Origin of the sequence: Novosphingobium resinovorum (genome assembly GCF_001742225.1) — a bacterium.
Lineage (GTDB): Bacteria > Pseudomonadota > Alphaproteobacteria > Sphingomonadales > Sphingomonadaceae > Novosphingobium > Novosphingobium resinovorum_A.
Genome location: NZ_CP017076.1, coordinates 1,171,473 through 1,189,487 on the forward strand (window position 1 = coordinate 1,171,473; position 18,015 = coordinate 1,189,487).

An 18,015-nucleotide genomic window follows, 5' to 3' on the forward strand; every position below is an offset into this window, starting at 1 on the left:
ATGCGAGGCAAACGCTCTGGATCGCCCGGCGTTCCGGCGCGCGGTCAGCATTCCACGACGTTGGCGGCGAGACCGCCGAGGCTGGTTTCCTTGTACTTGCTCGCCATGTCCACGCCGGTCTGGCGCATCGTCTCGATCACCGCGTCGAGGCTGACGATGTGGCGCCCATCGCCCTGCAGGGCGAGATAGGCGGCGTTGATCGCCTTGACCACGCCCATGGTGTTGCGTTCGATGCAGGGGATCTGGACGAGGCCGCCGATGGGGTCGCAGGTGAGGCCCAGGTTGTGCTCCATGCCGATCTCGGCGGCGTTCTCGATCTGCTGGTTGGTGCCGCCCAGCGCCGCGACCAGACCCGCCGCCGCCATCGAGCAGGCGACGCCGACTTCGCCCTGGCAGCCCATCTCGGCCGCCGAGATCGAGGCGCGCTTCTTGTAGAGGAAGCCGATCGCCGCGGCCGTCAGCAGCAGGGTGCGCTCTCCCTCGCGGTCGGCCCCTGGTACGAACTTGCGGTAGTAGAGCAGGGTTGCGGGGATGACCCCGGCGGCGCCGTTGGTAGGGGCGGTGACGACGCGGCCGCCCGCTGCGTTCTCCTCGTTCACGGCCAGCGCGAAGAGGCTGACCCATTCGAATGTTTGCGCCGGGCCGAAGCTGTCCTTCTGGGCGCGCAGGCGGGTGTGAATGGTCCGGGCGCGGCGACGCACCTTGAGGCCGCCGGGCAGCAGGCCTTCCTGCTTCAGTCCGCGCTGGACGCAGGCGTCCATGGCGTCGATGATGCGGTCGAGCCCCGCAAGCGTCTCGGCTTCGGGCCGCCAGACGCCTTCGTTGCGCAGGACCAGCGTGGCGAAGCAGAGGCCGGTTTCCTCGCCCAGCGCCAGCAGTTCCGCGCCCGAGGAGAACGGGAAAGGCTGGCGCAGGTTGTGCCCGCTCTCGGGCGTCAGGGGTGCAAGGGACGTCGCATCGCCGCGCACCACCGCGCCGCCGCCGACGGAGTACCAATGCTGCTCGACCGGTTCGGTCCCTTCCGCGAACCAGGCGGTGAAGCGCATGCCGTTGGCGTGAGCGGGCAGGAACTCGCCGAAATGGAAGACGAGGTCGGTGCTCTCGTCGAAACCGATCTCCGTGTCGAAGGTCCGGCTGACGAGGCGGCCGTGTTCGCGAATGTCGGCGATGGTCGCGGGCACGGCATCGGGATCGACCGACTCCGGGCGCAGCCCCGAGAGGCCGAGCAGCACCGCCGCGTCGGTCGCATGGCCCCGCCCGGTCAGCGCCAGCGAGCCGTAGAGGTCGCAGGCGACGCGCGAGGGCGCCTGCGGCAGGCTCTCCATGAACGCCAGCGCCGCGCGCATCGGCCCGACCGTGTGCGAACTGGACGGGCCAATGCCGATAGAGAAGATGTCGAGAGCGCTGATCGCGACAGCCGAAAGCGCGGCGTCGGTGGAGAGAGGGGCGGCATCGGTTTGCATCCCCGCCGTATAAGCGCCGCTTGCGAGGGGCGAAAGTGCCCTCGCAGCCTCGATCACGGCAGCGAGCGGTAGAACTCCAGCTTCATGTCCTCGGCCACGCATTCGAGGATCGGCGGGACCAGCCGGTCATGGAAGTCTATATGCATGTGCTTTTCGTAGGCGGCCTCGTCGCGGAAGGTGGCGACGACCTGGAAAAGGTCGGGATCGGCTTCCGACTGGAACAGCTCGTAGACGAGTGCGTCGGGCTCGTTCTGGAAGACGAGGCCCTTCAGTTCCGACTGCAGGGCAATCATGTCGCCGCGCTTTTCCGGACGGGTGCGCAGCTGGGCGATGAAGCTCTTGGCGGGCATCGGGTCAGGCCCTTCCGTGAGGCGCGAGGTCGAACAGCAACTCGCGTTCGTACGTGCCTTCCATGCAGCCGACGATCTTTTCGATCAGCGGCTTGTTATGATCGTAGGCCATGTGCGCCTCGTCCGCGGCTTCGTCCACGAAGCTCTCGTGGACGGCAAACATGCCAGGTTCGGCAAGGCGGAAGAACTTGTAGGCAAGCGTGCCCGGTTCCTGCTTCGACAAATCCTCCATCTGGAGGGCGAGGGCGATGAAATCGTCCTGCCGGTCGTCGCGGACGCGGAAGCGGGACAGGAAACTGAAGGCCATGAGGCAATCTCTCCTTTCAGTACGGGGGCGATTCGCTCGCACATCCGCAGGTTCTCTCCGATGCCGCGCCTATCCCGGCGCGCGTTCCGTGGAATCGAGGATAGGCGATCGCAAAATAAAAACAATCATGAATGCATGCTATATCGCGTTTTCCCGCCCCCTGAGAAGTTTGCCCACAACCATCGCATGAGCCCGAGGCATATGACGAAAATAGTCGTCAAAAAAACATACATGAATGATTGCCAAATGCAGTCTTCGTGATAATCCTTAATGCAACCCGCAAACAAATGGCGGGGCATTAGGAGAGAGAGGCATGTTCACCAGGCAGCTTTACTGCTCGTCTTGCGCGTTCGCGCTCGTCGCCGGAATCGCAAGCACGCCAGCCTTCGCACAGGACAATTCAACCACCGACGCAGCCCAGCAGCAATCGGGGCCGCAAGCGTCGGGTGGCCTGGCCGAGATCGTCGTCACCGCAACTCGCCGCGCCACCGACCTTCAGTCCACGCCGGTCTCGGTCTCGGCGGTCGACAGCACGCTGATCGCACAGGCCGCCCCGCGCGATCTCGGTGACATAGCGGCTTTCGTACCGAACTTCTCGGCGGCGACGATCGCCAACTTCAACGCCGCCAGCTTCGCCATGCGCGGCGTGGGGCAAACCTCCATCATCGTCTACTTCGAGCCGCCGGTGGCCGTGCTGGTGGACGACTTCGTGGTGCCTTCCGTCCAGACGCAGTTGCTCGATACTTTCGACATCGCGCAGGTCGAGGTGCTGCGCGGGCCGCAAGGCACGCTATTCGGCAAGAACACCACCGGCGGCGTCGTTACAGTGCGCACCAAGCGCCCGCAGATGGAATACGTGGGCGTCGATGCGCGCGCCGAGTACGGCGACTTCGGCCAGAAGAAGGTGCAGGCCGCGCTCAACGTGCCGATCGGCGATATCGCCGCCTTCCGCCTCGTCGGCGGTTACGAGAAGTCTGACGGGTTCTACAAGAACGGGGCCTGTTACGGCCCGGTCACCGGCTTCGTCGACAACAAGTTCCAGGGGCGCAGCGGCTGCCTTGGCGGCGAGACGATCGGCGGCAAGGACGTGTGGCAGGCCCGGGCCAAGCTGCTGGTCGAGCCATCGCCCAATTTTAGCGCGCTGTTCCAGTACGAATGGATTCGCGATCGTTCGGACTCGGTGCCGTCGGTGAACGAGAACTATCTTTATACGGGGACCAACCCCTTCGTCACCGACCTGCTCGGGCTGACCGATCCGAATGCGCAAGGCACCGATCCGCTCAAGCGGGCGGCCTACACCGGACGGCACGACGGCCTGCTGTTCATGGACAAGGGCCAGCGCATTTCGGTCGACGGGTTCTACGCCAACCTCGAATATGACACTGGCATCGGCACCGTCACCTCGGTCTCGGGCTATCGCAACCAGCGCTCGCGCATTCCCAACTCCTACGCGGGTGCGACGGCCGTGGCGGCGGACGGCCAGTACCTGTCGTTCTTCGACGCGACCCGCGACGATAACCGCAAGACCTGGCAGCAGGAACTGCGCTTCGCCTCCGACCTGCAGGGGCCGTTCAATTTCGTCGCGGGCGGGTTCTACCAGCGCGACAAGATCGACTTCTGCGTGGCGCAGATCCTCGGCTTCCTTGACCTCACCTCCGGCCCGCTGCCGTTCGGCAACTGGAACGACACGCCTTACGTGCTGTGCAACGCGCAGCGGGCCAAGTCGCGTGCGGTGTTCCTCGAAGGCACGCTGAAGCTGGGCGAGAAGCTGACGATTTCGGCGGGCGGGCGTTATACCTGGGACGACAAGACCTGGCTCGGCCGCCAGCAGACCTTCATCCCGGCATTGAACGGCGGCTTCGACCCGACGATCACCATCAACGAGGCGCTCGACGCCAGCGTCTACAAATACCCGGCGGGCGTCGTCAGCGTGAAGGGCAAGTGGCGCGAGCCGACGTACCGCGCCAGCATCAGCTATCAGGCGACCGACGATATCTTCGTCTTCGGCGGCTATTCGCACGGTTACAAGGGCGGCGGTTTCAACGACCAGATCGGCGGCTTCGCGGCCTTCGGCACCGACCTCGACGCCTTCCGCGCCGCCGCGCGGCCGACCGACCCGGAAAAGGCCGACAGCTTCGAACTGGGCTTCAAGTCGCAGTTCCTCGACAACCGGCTGCGCTTCAACCTCACCGGCTTCTACGTGAAGTACAAGGATCTGCAGAAGCAGCTCAACGTGCCGATCGTGGTCAACGGCCAGCCCAATCAGGTTACGTTGTTCGTCAACGCCGCCAGCGCCGACGTGAAGGGTATCGAGGCGGAACTCTCCGCCACTCCGGTCGAGGGGCTGACCCTGCGCGGCGTGCTCGGCTACCAGGACGGTAAGTACAAGACCTATACCGCCGAGAACGCGGGTTATGATCTTGCTTCCGCCCCGCTGGACCGCGCGCCGAAGTGGCAGTGGACGCTGGACGGCTCCTACGCGCTGCCGCTGGGCAGCGACTACAAGCTGACGGTGAACGGCAACGTCGCGTATACCGGGCGCAACCTCAATACGCAGGCGATCGACGATCCGCTGGGCAACACGTTCCTCAATGCGAGGACGCTGGTGAACGGCTCGATCACGCTCGCGCAGGCGGATGACCGCTACTACGTGCGCCTGATCGGCAAGAACCTGACCGACAAGCGCTACCGCGTGGCGGTGCAGAACGTCGCGGGGCTGTGGCTCAACTCGCAATACGGGGCGCCGCGTTACTTCGGTGTCGAACTCGGGCTGTCGTTCGGCGACCATCTTTGAGAGGTGCTTGATGTTTGAGGCAAAGGTGCTGCGCGGCGGGATTGCCGTCGCGCTGACGTGGTCGCTCGCGGCCTGCGGATCGGCAGATCAGCAGGCGCTGGCGGGCAAGGGCGCTCCCGAGGGGTGGGAGCGCCAGCTAGACGATGCCAGTGACGGCGACGACTGGCCCGCCTTCGGCCGCACCTACGGCGAGCAGCACTACAGCCCGCTTGATCAGGTCAACGCCGGGAACGTCAAGGATCTCGGCCTCGTCTGGGCGGTGGACCTTCCGGCGGGCAACCCCGCGACCGGGCCGATCGAGGTGGGCGGCACGGTCTATCTCGCCAGCGGCTATTCGGTGGTCCGCGCGATCGACGTCGCTTCCGGCAAGGTGAAATGGGAACACGATCCCAAGGCCCCCGAAGCCTCCGGCATCCGCCTCAGGCAGGGCTGGGGCAGTCGCGGCATCGCTTACTGGAACCACAAGGTCATCACCGCCACGCAGGACGGCCGCCTGCTCGCGCTCGACGAGAAGACCGGCAAGCCGGTCTGGACCGTGCAGACGCTGGAGGAGGGCGCGCCGATGTTCATCTCCGGTCCGCCGCGCGTGTTCGATGGCAAGGTGATCATCGGCAATGCCGGGTCCGATGAAAGTGCGGTGCGCGGCTTCGTCACCGCCTTCGATGCGGACAGCGGCAGGCAGCTCTGGAAGTTCTACACCGTCCCCGGCGACCCGGCGAAGGGCTTCGAGGACGAGACGCAGAAGATGGCCGCTAAGACCTGGAGCGGCGACTGGTGGAAGTACGGCGGCGGCGGTTCGGTATGGAACGCCATCACTTACGACAAGGCCAACGACCAGATCCTGCTCGGCACCGGCAACGGCGCGCCTTGGAACCACAAGATCCGTTCTCTGGGCAAGGGCGACAACCTGTTCGTCTGCTCGATCGTCGCGCTCGATGCGAAGACGGGCAAGTACAAGTGGCACTACCAGATCAACCCCGGCGAAAGCTGGGACTTCAACGCCGCGATGGATATGGAACTGGCCGACCTGACCATCGACGGCAAGCCGCGTCAGGTGGTGATGACGGCGCCGAAGAACGGCTTCTACTACGTGATCGACCGGAAGGATGGAAAGCTGATCTCGGCCGAGCCTTTCGTGGAAGTGACGTGGGCGAAGAAGATCGACCTTGCCACCGGCCGTCCGGTCGAGAACCCCGGCGTGCGCTACGAAAGCGGCAGGACTTCGTTCCGCCCCACGCCGCTCGGCGCGCATAGCTGGATGCCGATGGCTTACAGCCCGAAGACGAAGCTGACCTATATTCCCGCCATCGATTTGCAGGCGCACTTCGACGACACCGGCATCACCCGGGAAAACTTCAAGTTCGCCGAGGGCATGGGACTGTCTCCGGGCGTCGGCTACGCGATCGACGCGGGGGGCAAGGACGTCACCGGCTGGCTCGTCGCCTGGGACCCGGTGGCGCAGAAGGCGCGCTGGAAGCTGCCGATGCCCACACACGGCAATGGCGGCATCATGGCGACGGGCGGCAATCTCGTGTTCCAGGGGCGGCCCGACGGCGGCTTTTCGGCCTATAACGCCGAGGACGGCAAGCGCTTGTGGAACTTCGACGCCCGCGCGGGCGTGGTGGCGCCGCCGATCACTTACCGGGTAAACGGGAAGCAGTACGTCACGGTAATCGCCGGGATCGGCACCAGCGTCGGCCTGTTCGGCCCGATGTTCGCGCAGTACGGCATCGATTATCGCACGCAGGCGCGCCGGGTGCTGACTTTCGCGATCGGCGGCAAGCAGCAGTTGCCGCCGCGCGAACCTTACAAGGCCGTCGCCTTCGAGGATGCCGACTTCAAGCCGGACGCAGGCAAGGCCGCGCGCGGAGAAGGCATCTTCGGCGGTCGCTGTGCGGTCTGCCATGGCACCTCGGTCATCGCCGGGGGCACTGCGCCGGACCTGCGCACTTCGCCGATCCCCGCCAATGCCGAGGCTTTCGCCGAAGTCGTCCGCAACGGCGCGCTGGTCCCGGCGGGAATGCCCAGGTTCGGTGAATTCACGCCAGATCAGGTCGAAGCCCTGCGCCAGTATATCCGCACGCGGGCCGAAGTCCTGCGCAGCGGCCGCCCCGACAGTTCGGTCGGTTCGGCACACAAGACCGGAGAGTGAGCCAACCCCCAGGAAAGGGCGCTTCGAAAGGGGCGTCCCGATCCTGTGATCACGCTTCTCGGTTGGTGTTTCTCAGCATTTTCGGGCGCAGGGAGCGGATTTACCCTTCTGCCTGAATTGCACTGGGGGCTTGGCGTGCAAGCACTGATTCGTGCCGTTCGTCACTATCGCCTGACGGCGATCAGCACAGGGGCTCTACAGTGCGCAACCAGAAGTTGACAGCCACCGCGCTCGTTACTCGAAGTTCACTGTCCTACGTCCGGAACGTATTCGCGCTGAATGAGGCCCGTCAGGCCTTCGTCAATGTTCCTGACGAGGCGCATGCGGCGACGCTGACCGGACTGGACGTCGTTTCCTGCATCGTGCCGGAAGAAGGGGGCGGCTGGTTCGACGAGAGCCGCCCGCTGATCCACGACGATCGGCCCGCTCAGGTCACTTATACATCGGGTACGGAGGGCAAGCCCAAGGGCATTGTCCTGACTTACGCAAACCTGGCCGATGCGGCGGAGCGGATCATCGACCAGATGGGCCTCACTTCCGACGTGCGCGAGTATGTCGGCGTCCCGGTCACCTACAGCTTTGGGATCGGCCGTATCCGTGCGGTCAGTGCCGTGGGCGGCCGGTCCTATCTGCCGCCACGCGGGTTCGATCCGCTCGAGCTTGCCCGAATGCTCAAGGCGGGCGAAGTGAATGCGCTGTCGGCCGTCCCCACGCTGCTGCGCATCGTGCTGCAGCAGAAGGCGGTGATCGGGGACGCGGGCAAGAAGCTGCTGTGGCTGGAGATCGGTTCGCAGTACATGTCCGGCGCCGAGAAGCGCGGTATCCGCGACCTGTTTCCCAATGCCCGGATCGTGCAGCACTATGGTCTCACCGAGGCTTCGCGCAGCACGTTCCTGCAGATTTCGGAGGTTCCGGACGAACTGCTGGATTCCGTGGGGAGAGCCGTCGGCGCTACCGAGGTCGCGATTTCCGAAGAGGGGCGCATCCGCATCCGTGGTCCGCACGTCGCGCGCTGGCGGCTGGACGGCGACGAAATGCGCGATCTTTGCGGCGCGGACGGCTGGCTCGAAACCAGCGACCTCGGACACGTCAAGGACGGCTATCTCTACTACGACGGCAGAGCGGACGATCTGATCAATTCGGGCGGGGTGAAGCTCAACCCGGACTTGCTCGAAGCGCGGATCGCCCAGCTTCTTGGCCAGAGCGGCAAAGTCGTCGTCGCCAAGGTGCCTGACGCGCTGCGCGGCGAGGGTGTGCTGGTCGCGTCCGATGCGACCGACATTGCAGTCGATCGGTTGCATGCCGCATCGGCGGAGGCGCTGAAGGCGTTCGGCGTGGTTGCCGGAGATTCCCTGCACGTCAGGGTCATGCCGAAGATTCCGCGCACGGCGACCGGCAAGGCCATGCGCCGCGTCCTGACCCAGGAGTTCGTCGAGGAACGCAAGTCCGCGCCTCCCGAGCCGGTCGTGGAACGGGCGGTGGAGGCTGCACCGCGCGACGTGCAGGGCTTCTTCCGCCAGTTCTTCCCCGGCCGCCGCATCGGTCCGAACGACAGCTTCGAAAGCATGGGCGGGGATTCGCTCAGCTACATCCAGTTCTCGCTAGGTTTCGAGGGCCGTTTCGGCGCCCTTCCCGATGGTTGGGAATCGCTGACGGTCGAGCAACTGGAGAAGAGCGCCGGAACCACGGCCGTCGACAGCTGGCGCAAGCTGGACGCCGCGATGCTGACGCGCGCCTTCTTCATGATCTGCATCGTCGCGCTGCATCTGGATACCTTCGTCTACAGCCGGAACTGGGGAGCGGCGTACTTCCTGTTCATGCTGTGCGGCTATAGCGTGATGCGCTTCCAGTGGCCGGAGATCAGCCGCACCGGAAAGGTCGGCACGATCTTCGGAACCGTCGTCAGCGTGGCCATCCCGACCCTGATGGTCACCATCGCGATGCAGCTGTGGGCCGGAAAAATGGAAGTGAAGCCGCTGCTGCTGATCTCCAACTGGTTCGATCCGCACCAGTATCACATCGCCTATTACTACTTCGCGGAGCTGTACATGCAGCTTCTGCTCGTGCTCGCCGCGCTGTTCTCGTTCCCGGCGATCCGCGAGTTTCTCAAGGCAAGGCCGATGACGTTCTGCACGGTACTGGTCGCGGTGGCCACGGTGGTCAGCTGGACGGTGGAGAGGGTCTGGGATACCAACTACATCTTCCACCGCACGCCGATCTGGTACATGTGGACGGTCGCCGTGGGCATGCTGATGGCCAGCGCGCGGGACCTGCAGAGCCGGATGGTGGCGATGGCGGTGGTGTGCGTCGCCGTGCTGGTCCATCACGGTGTCACCTCGGCCAGCGCTTATATACTGGGCGGAGCGGCGCTGCTGCTTTTCGGAACGTCGATCAAGGTGCCGTCGTTCGTGAAGTCGATGGTGTCCGAAGTCGCCGGTTCGTCGATGTTCATGTATCTCAGCCACTATCAGGTCCGGTCGCTGATCATCCGTATGTTCCACGGGCCGAAGCCGTGGGTGGCGCTTTCCGTGGCGATCGGGTTCGGCATCGTCTTCGCCCACGCGTACACCTGGGCTGAACGCAAGGTACGCGCGTTCCTGAGCGCGCGGGACGGCAAGGCGATACAGCCGACGTTCGCCCGCGAAGAGCCTTCCGGGCTGGCCAACGCGTGACCGCAGGCGCGCTGCAAGGTGACAGGGTTTACACGGTTTACACTGTCCAGGGGGAAAAGGTGTCACCTTGGGCAGAAATGTGTCACCTCGCACGCGCAAGGTGACACATTTCGCGGCGGAAGTGTCACCTTGTAAGGACAACATGTCACCTTGAGGGCAATGTGTCACCTTGCGGTGTAACCTTGTGAAGCGGACGGGCCATGCGGAGCAATGTACCGGACGGCGCGGCATGTAGGAAAGCGCACGGGTGAAGCCGCGCGACCGTCCTTATGAAACCTTGCTCGCCGGCTCCGTCCATGTCGTGTCGCCGGCGCCCCAGAGCGGTGCGCCCCGGCTTTCGCGCAGCGAAGGGATCGTGCGCCCGTCCTTGTCGGTCACGCCGTATTCCATTGCCAGCTCGGCATTGATGAAGGTGCCGCCGGACCTGTCCCCGACCGCCGGGTCCATCGCCAGCGCCGCGATCACCCGACCCGGAAACTCCGGCGAGGAGCCGACCGCGCTGTTGAGCTGGCTGGCCATGCCGGGAACCGACTTGAGGTTCTCGGTCGCGCGCTCGGTATACGTGAAGCCCTGCCAGAGCGAGACCGCGCTGACGCCGGTGCCCTGAAGTTCGCGGCCCATGTCGCGCATCATGCGGTCGGTCGCGGTCTTGGTCGTGCCGAATACCACATCGTACGTGTAGGTCACCCCGACGTAGCCGGACAGCGCCGCGATCAGCCCCGAACCCTGCGGCACCATGATCCGCGCGGCATGCCAGGCGGCGACGTAAGCGGCGCGCAGGCCGGTATCCCAGATTTGCCATTCATCCTGAAGCGGCTTTTCCCAGAAACCGGTGCGCTCGGTCATGCTGTCGGGAATGGCCATGGCGTTGTTCACCAGCAGGTCGAGCCGCCCTTCGTCGCGCGCGAGCTGATCGAACACCGCGCCGATCCGGGCATCGTCGAGCAGGTCCAGCGCAACAGCGACACCGCGCCCGCCGCGCGCGTTCACTTCGGCGACCGTCTCCTCAAGCGAGCCGGGCAGGACGTGGCCGCCTGCGGAGAGCGTGCGACCGGTGACGTAGACGGTCGCGCCCTGATCCGCCAGCGCGCAGGCGACGCCCTTGCCGATCCCGCGCGTCGCCCCGGTGACGAGCGCGACCTTGCCGGCAAGTCCGCTCAAGACGGCTTTCCCGGATTGGCGGATTGGCGCCGGTTGACGAGCGGGCGGTGGTAGGACGGATCGCCGGGATCGCGGGCCGATACGCCGTTCAGCGCGATGTCGGGCACGTCGGCAAAGGGGATCGGCATCGGCGGCGGCAGGCAGCCCCATTCGATCAGGTTGGTGCGCAGCGCGATCTTCCATGCGTCGCCCCGCCGCTCCAGCCGGTCGACATAGCGTCCGCCCGCGATCCACAGGCTCTCGTCGCGGTTGCGGCCGACGAACTGGTAATACGTCTCGGCATGGGCGGTATCGCCGTCGAGGTCGATGTTGGACTGCAACAGCGCGTGATGCGTGACGATCTGCCCGGCCTCGTGCATCGGCACCGCCCAGTCCCAGCAGTCCGCGGCGCTGCCCACGAAAGGTCCGGCCGCCATCTCGGCATCGTCCCAGAAGGCCGAGAGGTAGACGGCGCGGTCGAAGCGGTCCATCCCGCGCGAGAAACGCTCCAGGCATTCGCGGATCTCGTGCTTGTCCAGCATCGCCGCGATACGGGCCTCACGATCATTTGCCACGGTAGTCGACCTCCGAAACGGGTTTCCAGATCGGCGAGCCGCGCGTCGCCCTAGCCGATGCAATGACGCTGCCGTCCACGTCGGTGAGGCCGTATTCCTGCGCCAGTTCGGCGGTGACGAACTCCCCGCCCGAGCGCTTCATCACCTCGGGATCGGCGGCGAGCGCGGCCACGACGCGCCCCGGATGCTCGACCGTGCTGCCCTGCATCGAGGTGATCGAGGTGGTCATCTTGTCGCCCATTTTGGCAAGGTTGTCCTGCGCCTTCTCGGTCAGGGTCAGCCCCTGCCACAAGGTCAGCGAGGCGACGCCGTGGGGTTCCAGTTCGATCGCCATGTCGCGCGCCATGCGATCGACCGCCGACTTCGACGTGCCGAAGATGACGCTGTAGGTATACGTCACCGCCGCGAAGCCCGAGATCGCCACGATGAGCCCCGACTTCTGCGGCGCCATGATCTTGGCCGCGTGCCACGCCGCGACGTAGTTGGACTTCACCCCGACGTCCCACATCTCGAGGTTGGAGAGCGGCTTTTCCCAGAAGCCCTTGGGTTCCAGCAGGTCGTCCGACAGCGTAAAGGCATTGTTGACGAGGATGTCGAGGCGGCCCTGCTCCGCCGCGATGCGGGCGAACAGCGCGGCCACGGCCTCGTCGTCGCCATGGTCGCAGGCGACGGCGATGCCGCTGCCACCGCTGGTCGCACCGCGCGCGTCGCACTCGGCAGCCGTGCCGCCGACCGTGCCGGGCAGGTAGTAGTAGCCCTCCCTGACGGTGCGCCCGGTGACGTAGACCGTGGCGCCCTGCTCGGCGAGGACGAGCGCGATGCCCTTGCCGATGCCGCGGCTGGCGCCGGTGACCAGCGCGACCTTGCCCGCAAGCGGCGCGCTCATGCCGCGTTCCCTGCGAACCAGTCTTCGCTGTAGTCGCCCTTGGCGCGGCCGGGGAAATGGTCTGCGGTGAAAGGATAGCCCATCACGCCTTTGGACCAGTCCGCTGCGGCGCCCCAGTCCTGTTCCCAGTCGTAGAGCATCACCCGGTCGGCGATCCGCCATTCCGGCTCGGCCGAGGCACCGGCGCGCTTCTCGAAGGTGTCGAGATAGCGTCCGCCGATGCAGGTATCCCGATCGCCTTCGCCCATATCGACACGGTGGTACGAGAACACGTGGGTCTCGGCGCGCGCGGTGGCTCCCGCCAGTTCGATGTGCGTCTGGCCAAGCAGGTGCTGGGTGTCCTTGATCGCATCGGCGCCGGGCACGACCCAAGCGAGATAGGCGTCGAAAGTGCCGCCGTGCACGCCGTAGTCGAACCGGGCATCGGGCCACCAGCACGCGCGGATCAGGTCCGCGCTGCGCCGGTCCTCGCCGCGCGCCAGCCGCGCCACGCAAGTGCGGATCGCCTCGCGGTCGATCATCTCGCGTAAAGCCTGCTCCATCCAACCTCTCCTTGCCGTCATGCCGGGACGCATTGGCCGCTTTGACGGCTCCTGAATGCGCGGTATCGCGAAGGGGCCTGTCGCGCGGACAAGCCCCTTCCACCGAAGTTCAATGCCGCAAAACCGCCGCTACGACTTGACCAATCTGGACACGCGGACCCGCTACGGCCCGCTGATCGCCGATGCGGAGTTTGCAGGTATCGGGCATCACGCCCCGAACCCGCCGTCGATGGTATGGAGCGCGCCGGTCACGATGCCGGCCTCCGGACCGGCGAGATAGGCGACCATCCCGGCGATCTCGTCCGGGCGGCCGTGGCGCTTGATCGCCATGAAGCCGTGCATGAGGTCCTTCATCGGCCCGTCGCCGGGGTTCATGTCGGTATCGGTCGGACCGGGCTGGACGGTGTTGACGGTGATGCCCCTGCCGCCGAAATCGCGGGCGAGGCCCCGGGTCAGCCCCTGTATCGCGGATTTGGTGAGCGAATAGGCCGCGCCGCCCGTGAATGGAATGCGGTCCCCGTTGGTCGATCCGATGAAGATGATCCTGCCATTGTCCGGCATGCGCCGGGCGGCCTCCACGGCAGCATGGTAGGGGGCGCGGACATTGACGTCGATCATGCGGTCGATGACGTCGGCGTCCTGCTCCAGCGGATCGCCGAACACGAGAACGCCCGCATTGACGACGAGAATGTCGATCGGTCCGGCATCGGCGACAAGGGCGATCACCGCGTCACGATCGGCCGCGTCCGACCGGACTGCGCTGGCGCCCGTCTCGGTGGCCAGCGCCTGTGCGGCGTCTGTCGCCCCGGCGTAGGAGAATGTCACGGCCGCGCCGTCTGCGGCGAGGCGCTTTACGATCGCGGCGCCGATGCCCCGGCTGCCGCCGATGACGAGGGCTGTCTTTCCTGAAAAGTCGGTCATTCGTACTGCTCCTGTAGTGCTTGTGATGGGTAGTGCGTGAGGCGCGGGGGCGCTTACTTGTGGGTGTCGAGGAAGCCGCGCACGGCTGCGACGGTGGCCTTTGGCTGCTCCTCCATCAGCCAGTGCCCGGCGTCGGGGATGGTGGCTTCGGTCACGTCGGAGGCGGCGAAGCGCATGACCGTCGCCATCATCGGGCCGAAGGATTTCTCCCCGCCGACCGCCAGCACCGGCATCGCCAGCTTGCCCGCTGCCACGAAGGCGCGGTTGTCGATCGCGTCCTGGTCGAAGGCGGCGAACTGGGCGAAGCCCGCGTGCATGGCCCCCGGCCGGGCGTAGAGCGCGGCATAGTGGACGCGCGAGGCTTCGCTGAAGCGCTCGGGCCGGGCGGAGAACTCGTTCCAGAACCGGTCGAGGTAGATCCGTTCGCGTCCGGCGACGAGGCGCTCCATGTCGGGGCCGCCGAAGCGGAAGTGCCACAGCAGCGGGTTCTTTAGGATCTCCTCCCAGGGACCGACACCGGGCAGCGGCGCGTCCATCAGCACGAAGCTGGTGACGCGCTCGCGGTTCTGGGCGGCGAAGGCGTAGCCCACCATGTTGCCGATGTCGTGCGTGACGAGGGCGGTCTTGCCGACCTTCAGCGCGTCGAGCAGCCCGGCGATGTCCTGCCCCTGCGTCTTCTTGTCATAGCCCCCGGCGGGCTTCGCCGAGAGGCCCATGCCGCGCAGGTCGGGCACGATGACCACGTGATCGCGCGCGAGATCGGCCGCCAGCGGCGCCCACATGTCGCCGGTTTCGCCATAGCCGTGAAGCAGGACGACGGCCGGCCCCTTGCCGCCGATGCGGGTGTGGATCGTGGTGCCGTTGGTCGATATCTCCTCGGTCCGGAAACCTTCGGGAAACGGCGCGACTTGCGCGCTTGCCGGGGTCGCGGCGATGCCGAGCGGGGTGGCCAGGGCGAGGGCCGCTGCAATAATTCGAGTGAACATCTGTCTGCCTCCTTCATCCCGCATGTCGCGGGCTGTCGACGGCAAGATGATTTCAGGCCATCGTGCGCACTAGCCGCCAAATTCCGGAACCGGCTTTCGGGAATGCCGAACGATGATGAAGCTGGAAGGAGTGGCCGCGTTCGTATCGGTGGCCGAAGCGGGATCGATCAGCGAGGCGGCGCGCCGCCTCGGCTTTGCCAAGTCGGTGGTCAGTGAGCGCGTGGCCGAACTGGAAAGACTGCTCGGCGCAAGCCTGATGCAGCGCACCACCCGCAAGCTGTCCCTGACCGGGGAAGGCGAGCTGTTCCTCGAACGGGCGCGCCGGATCATGCGCGAGACGATAGAGGCGCAGGCCGAGATCGCGGAGCGGCGCGGATCCCTGTCCGGGCCGCTGCGTCTGGCCGGACCGATCGGGTTCGGCACGCTGCACCTTGGCCGGATGGTGAACGCGTTCCTGGCGGTCCACCCGGCCATCGAACTCAGCATGGATCTGGACGACAAGTTCGTAGACGTGGCCGCCGACGGCTACGACGCGGTGATCCGCCATGGCCCGATCCAGGATACGCGCCTGATCGCGAAGCGGCTGGCGTCGAGCCGCCGGGTCCTCGTCGCCGCGCCGTCCTATCTGGAGAAGCACGGCGCGCCCGCGTCGCTGGAGGAACTGGATCGGGCCTGCGCGATCCTCTACTCCAACCGCTCGGCCGACTGGCGCTTCCGTTCCGGCGACGGCGAGACCATCCTGCGGCCGCGCGCCTGCCTGCGCGTGAACAACGGCATCGTCATGCGCGATGCCGCGCTGGCGGGCCTCGGCATCGCTTTGTTGCCGACGTTCTTCACGTACGAGCAACTGGCGAGCGGTGCACTGGTCCAGGTCGATGTCGGCGCCGAAGCGGAGGGTGCGGAACTCTACATCGCCTACACGCGCAACCGCAGTGCCTCGGCCAAGCTCGCGGCGCTGACGGAGTGGCTGCGGCAGGAGATCGGCACGCCTGCGTACTGGGACCGGTAGCGAGGCTGGATCACACCTCTGCGTCGTCGTCGCCCGCCGGCAACCGGATCTCGACCACCATCCCCGGAGGCCCGGCGACTATGCGCGCAGTGCCGTCGTGTGCGGCGGCGATGGCCTGCACCATGCTCAATCCCAGGCCGTGTCCCGGGCTCCCGCGGTTCGTATCGAGACGGACCAGCCGTTCGAAGATGCGCGGTTGATCCTTCAGGGGGACGCCGGGGCCATCGTCGGCAACCCTGATCACGGTTTCCCTGCCTTCGGTCAGGCTCGTGACGCTTACGGACCTGCCCGGGTGCGCGTGGACGAGGGCGTTGTCCAGAAGGTTCGCCACGATGCGCTGGATCAGCGCCTTGTCACCATGGACCGTCGCGGGCTCGATCGACAGTTCCAGCCTCAGGCCCGCGTCTTCCAGCGACGGGCGGTGGGCTTCGGCGATCTCCCGGACGGCATCGGCGACATCGACCGGCACGAAGCGCTTGCGCACCAGCTTCCCGTCGATCTCTGTGATCGCCAGCAGGCTGGCGAAAAGGCCGATCAGTTCGTCGGTATCGTCGCTGGCGGCGTCCAGCAGATCGCGCTGCGCCGGGTCGGTCGCCAGCGCCGCAGCCTTCTCCAGCTTGGCGCTTACGCGGCTCAGCGGCGTGCGCAGGTCATGGGCCAGTCCGCTGGACACCTCGCGAAGATTCGACAGCAGCGTGGAAATCCGGTCCAGCATGCGGTTGAGCACCGTGGCAAGGCCGTCGAGTTCGTCCGCCCCGCCATGAACAGGCATGCGCTGGGTCATGTCGCCGGCCATGATCGCGCTGGCGCGGCTTTCCATCGCGCGCAGCCGGCGGCGGATGGTGACGCCGAAGGCAAGCGTCGTGCCCACGCTCGCCAGCATGAGCAGCGCGACGGCAGCGATGAACAGGCGCAGCAGCACGAAGTCCATGCGATCCACGATGGTCCGGTCCGCCGCTACCAGCAGGCGGCCGCCGTTCGACAGGCGCGCGTTGATGCCCTGGGCGATCGCCGGTGTCCCGTCGGGCCGGACGAACGGCACGAACTCGCTCCACCCCGGCGGCGGCATCCGGGCGTCGAGGCGGCCCGCTCGCCTGTGTCCCGCCGCATCGACCACGGCGTAACCCATCGATCGCTCGTCGTCGCCCGGCTCGTCGTCGAGGTAGCCCACCGTGCCGGGCTTGCTGGCGAGGTCGCGGATGCGGACCGCCTCGATCAGCGCATCGAAGCCGTGCTCGCGTTCGTATTCCAGCAGGGCACGGGTCTCGATATCGACCCGGTGGTCGATCTGTCGTTCGATCTCCTCATGGACGAACCAGTACGTGAGGCCGCCGAGCGCGGCGGTTATCAGCGCCGATGCCGCGGCGACGACGAGGACGAGCCCGGGAATGGTGCGCGGCAGGGAAAGGCGTCGGCGCCTGCCGGATCGCTCAGTCATCCGCCGGGTTCATGATGTAGCCCGATCCGCGCACGGTGCGGATGGCGTTATGCGCGAACCCCTGGTTCAGCTTGGTGCGCAGGCGGCTCATGTGAGTCTCGACGATGTTGGTCTGCGGATCGAAGCCGAAGTTCCAGATCCGCTCCAGCAGCAGGGTGCGCGTGACGACCCGGTCGGGGCTGCGCATGAGCTGCTCCAGCAGGCTGAACTCGCGCGGCTGGAGGTCGATCGGCAATCCGGCGCGCCTCACCGTGCGCCGGGCGAGGTTCATCTCGATGTCGCCGACGACGAGGTTTTGCTGAAGCGTCTGGGGCGCCGGGCGGCGGGCCAGGGCGATCAGCCGCGCGGCGAACTCGGCGAAGGCGAACGGCTTGGTCAGGTAATCGTCGGCGCCGCCTTCCAGCGCCTCGACGCGGTCCTCGATGCCGCCCAGCGCGGTCAGCATCAGGATCGGCGTCTGGCATCCGCCGTCCCGTGCCTGCTTCATCACCGAAAGACCGTCGAGCCCGGGAACCATCCGGTCCAGCACGGCGACGTCGAATTGCTCGTCCGCAAGCAGATCGAGCGCCTCGTGCCCCGATGTGACGAGGCGGGAATGGTGGCCCAGTTCGCCAAGGCCGGAGCCCAGATACTTCGAAAGCTCCGGATCATCTTCAAGAACCAGCACGTTCATCGCGGAAAACAACTCACCACTTTCGCCAAATTCCCAACATTGGGATTACATTGGGAAGAATACACTTCTTCCCAATGTTGCGTTTTGCATCTTGGGAACCACCATGC

15 protein-coding genes are annotated in these 18,015 nt (G+C 66.1%); 4 read left to right on the top strand and 11 right to left on the bottom strand.

Annotated elements, in window-relative coordinates; translation table 11 throughout:
• Positions 1 to 44: 44 nt before the first annotated feature.
• The 3 genes from BES08_RS22610 to BES08_RS22620 are packed head-to-tail and all read right to left on the bottom strand — an operon-like array spanning position 45 to position 2,120.
• Positions 45 to 1,463: an L-serine ammonia-lyase gene (locus BES08_RS22610; protein WP_051587213.1), complete on the bottom strand. Its 1,419-nt coding sequence runs from the start codon at positions 1,461 to 1,463 to the stop codon at positions 45 to 47.
• Between the two features lie 53 nt (positions 1,464 to 1,516).
• Complete coding sequence (locus tag BES08_RS22615; RefSeq protein WP_008830374.1) at positions 1,517 to 1,813, bottom strand: putative quinol monooxygenase; 297 nt, start codon at positions 1,811 to 1,813, stop codon at positions 1,517 to 1,519.
• Between the two features lie 4 nt (positions 1,814 to 1,817).
• On the bottom strand, positions 1,818 to 2,120 hold the full coding sequence (locus BES08_RS22620) for a putative quinol monooxygenase (protein WP_036530317.1): 303 nt from the start codon (positions 2,118 to 2,120) through the stop codon (positions 1,818 to 1,820).
• Positions 2,121 to 2,433: 313 nt separating this feature from the next.
• Here BES08_RS22620 and BES08_RS22625 point away from each other — a divergent pair, with 313 nt between their 5' ends.
• The 3 genes from BES08_RS22625 (at position 2,434) to BES08_RS22635 (ending at position 9,738) form a co-directional block, all read left to right on the top strand.
• Positions 2,434 to 4,914 (top strand): TonB-dependent receptor, encoded by a 2,481-nt coding sequence (locus tag BES08_RS22625; protein WP_069709464.1) that lies wholly within the window; start codon positions 2,434 to 2,436, stop codon positions 4,912 to 4,914.
• A gap of 10 nt (positions 4,915 to 4,924) precedes the next feature.
• Entirely contained in the window at positions 4,925 to 7,066 is a 2,142-nt protein-coding gene (locus tag BES08_RS22630) for a PQQ-dependent dehydrogenase, methanol/ethanol family (protein WP_036530321.1), read from the top strand.
• A gap of 200 nt (positions 7,067 to 7,266) precedes the next feature.
• The gene (locus BES08_RS22635) at positions 7,267 to 9,738 is read left to right on the top strand and encodes an AMP-binding protein (protein ID WP_036530322.1); all 2,472 of its coding nucleotides are present in this window, start codon (positions 7,267 to 7,269) and stop codon (positions 9,736 to 9,738) included.
• Between the two features lie 267 nt (positions 9,739 to 10,005).
• On the opposite strand, the gene BES08_RS22640 is transcribed toward BES08_RS22635, so the two are convergent.
• The 6 genes from BES08_RS22640 to BES08_RS22665 all read right to left on the bottom strand — a co-directional run bounded on the left by BES08_RS22640 (position 10,006) and on the right by BES08_RS22665 (position 14,788).
• Positions 10,006 to 10,899, bottom strand: coding sequence for an SDR family NAD(P)-dependent oxidoreductase (locus BES08_RS22640; RefSeq protein WP_008830379.1), 894 nt, complete (start codon positions 10,897 to 10,899; stop codon positions 10,006 to 10,008).
• Entirely contained in the window at positions 10,896 to 11,420 is a 525-nt protein-coding gene (locus tag BES08_RS22645; protein WP_051587214.1) for a nuclear transport factor 2 family protein, read from the bottom strand. Before BES08_RS22645 ends, BES08_RS22640 begins: the two co-directional genes overlap by 4 nt.
• A 22-nt stretch (positions 11,421 to 11,442) precedes the next feature.
• Positions 11,443 to 12,339 (bottom strand): SDR family NAD(P)-dependent oxidoreductase, encoded by an 897-nt coding sequence (locus tag BES08_RS22650; protein ID WP_036530324.1) that lies wholly within the window; start codon positions 12,337 to 12,339, stop codon positions 11,443 to 11,445.
• Complete coding sequence (locus BES08_RS22655) at positions 12,336 to 12,881, bottom strand: nuclear transport factor 2 family protein (protein WP_036530326.1); 546 nt, start codon at positions 12,879 to 12,881, stop codon at positions 12,336 to 12,338. The genes BES08_RS22650 and BES08_RS22655 overlap by 4 nt, the downstream gene beginning before the upstream one ends.
• A 207-nt stretch (positions 12,882 to 13,088) precedes the next feature.
• Positions 13,089 to 13,802: an SDR family oxidoreductase gene (gene bdcA, locus BES08_RS22660; RefSeq protein ID WP_036530329.1), complete on the bottom strand. Its 714-nt coding sequence runs from the start codon at positions 13,800 to 13,802 to the stop codon at positions 13,089 to 13,091.
• A 53-nt stretch (positions 13,803 to 13,855) separates the two neighbouring features.
• Positions 13,856 to 14,788, bottom strand: a complete 933-nt coding sequence (locus BES08_RS22665) for an alpha/beta fold hydrolase (RefSeq protein ID WP_036530332.1) — start codon at positions 14,786 to 14,788, stop codon at positions 13,856 to 13,858.
• A 112-nt stretch (positions 14,789 to 14,900) separates the two neighbouring features.
• Between BES08_RS22665 and BES08_RS22670 the strand changes: the two genes are divergently transcribed.
• Complete coding sequence (locus BES08_RS22670) at positions 14,901 to 15,797, top strand: LysR family transcriptional regulator (RefSeq protein ID WP_036530335.1); 897 nt, start codon at positions 14,901 to 14,903, stop codon at positions 15,795 to 15,797.
• A gap of 10 nt (positions 15,798 to 15,807) precedes the next feature.
• On the opposite strand, the gene BES08_RS22675 is transcribed toward BES08_RS22670, so the two are convergent.
• Together BES08_RS22675 and BES08_RS22680 are read right to left on the bottom strand one after the other, a co-directional pair.
• Positions 15,808 to 17,235 (bottom strand): sensor histidine kinase, encoded by a 1,428-nt coding sequence (locus tag BES08_RS22675; RefSeq protein ID WP_069709465.1) that lies wholly within the window; start codon positions 17,233 to 17,235, stop codon positions 15,808 to 15,810.
• The gene (locus tag BES08_RS22680) at positions 17,228 to 17,908 is read right to left on the bottom strand and encodes a response regulator transcription factor (protein ID WP_008830046.1); all 681 of its coding nucleotides are present in this window, start codon (positions 17,906 to 17,908) and stop codon (positions 17,228 to 17,230) included. Before BES08_RS22680 ends, BES08_RS22675 begins: the two co-directional genes overlap by 8 nt.
• Between the last annotated feature and the right edge of the window lie 107 nt (positions 17,909 to 18,015).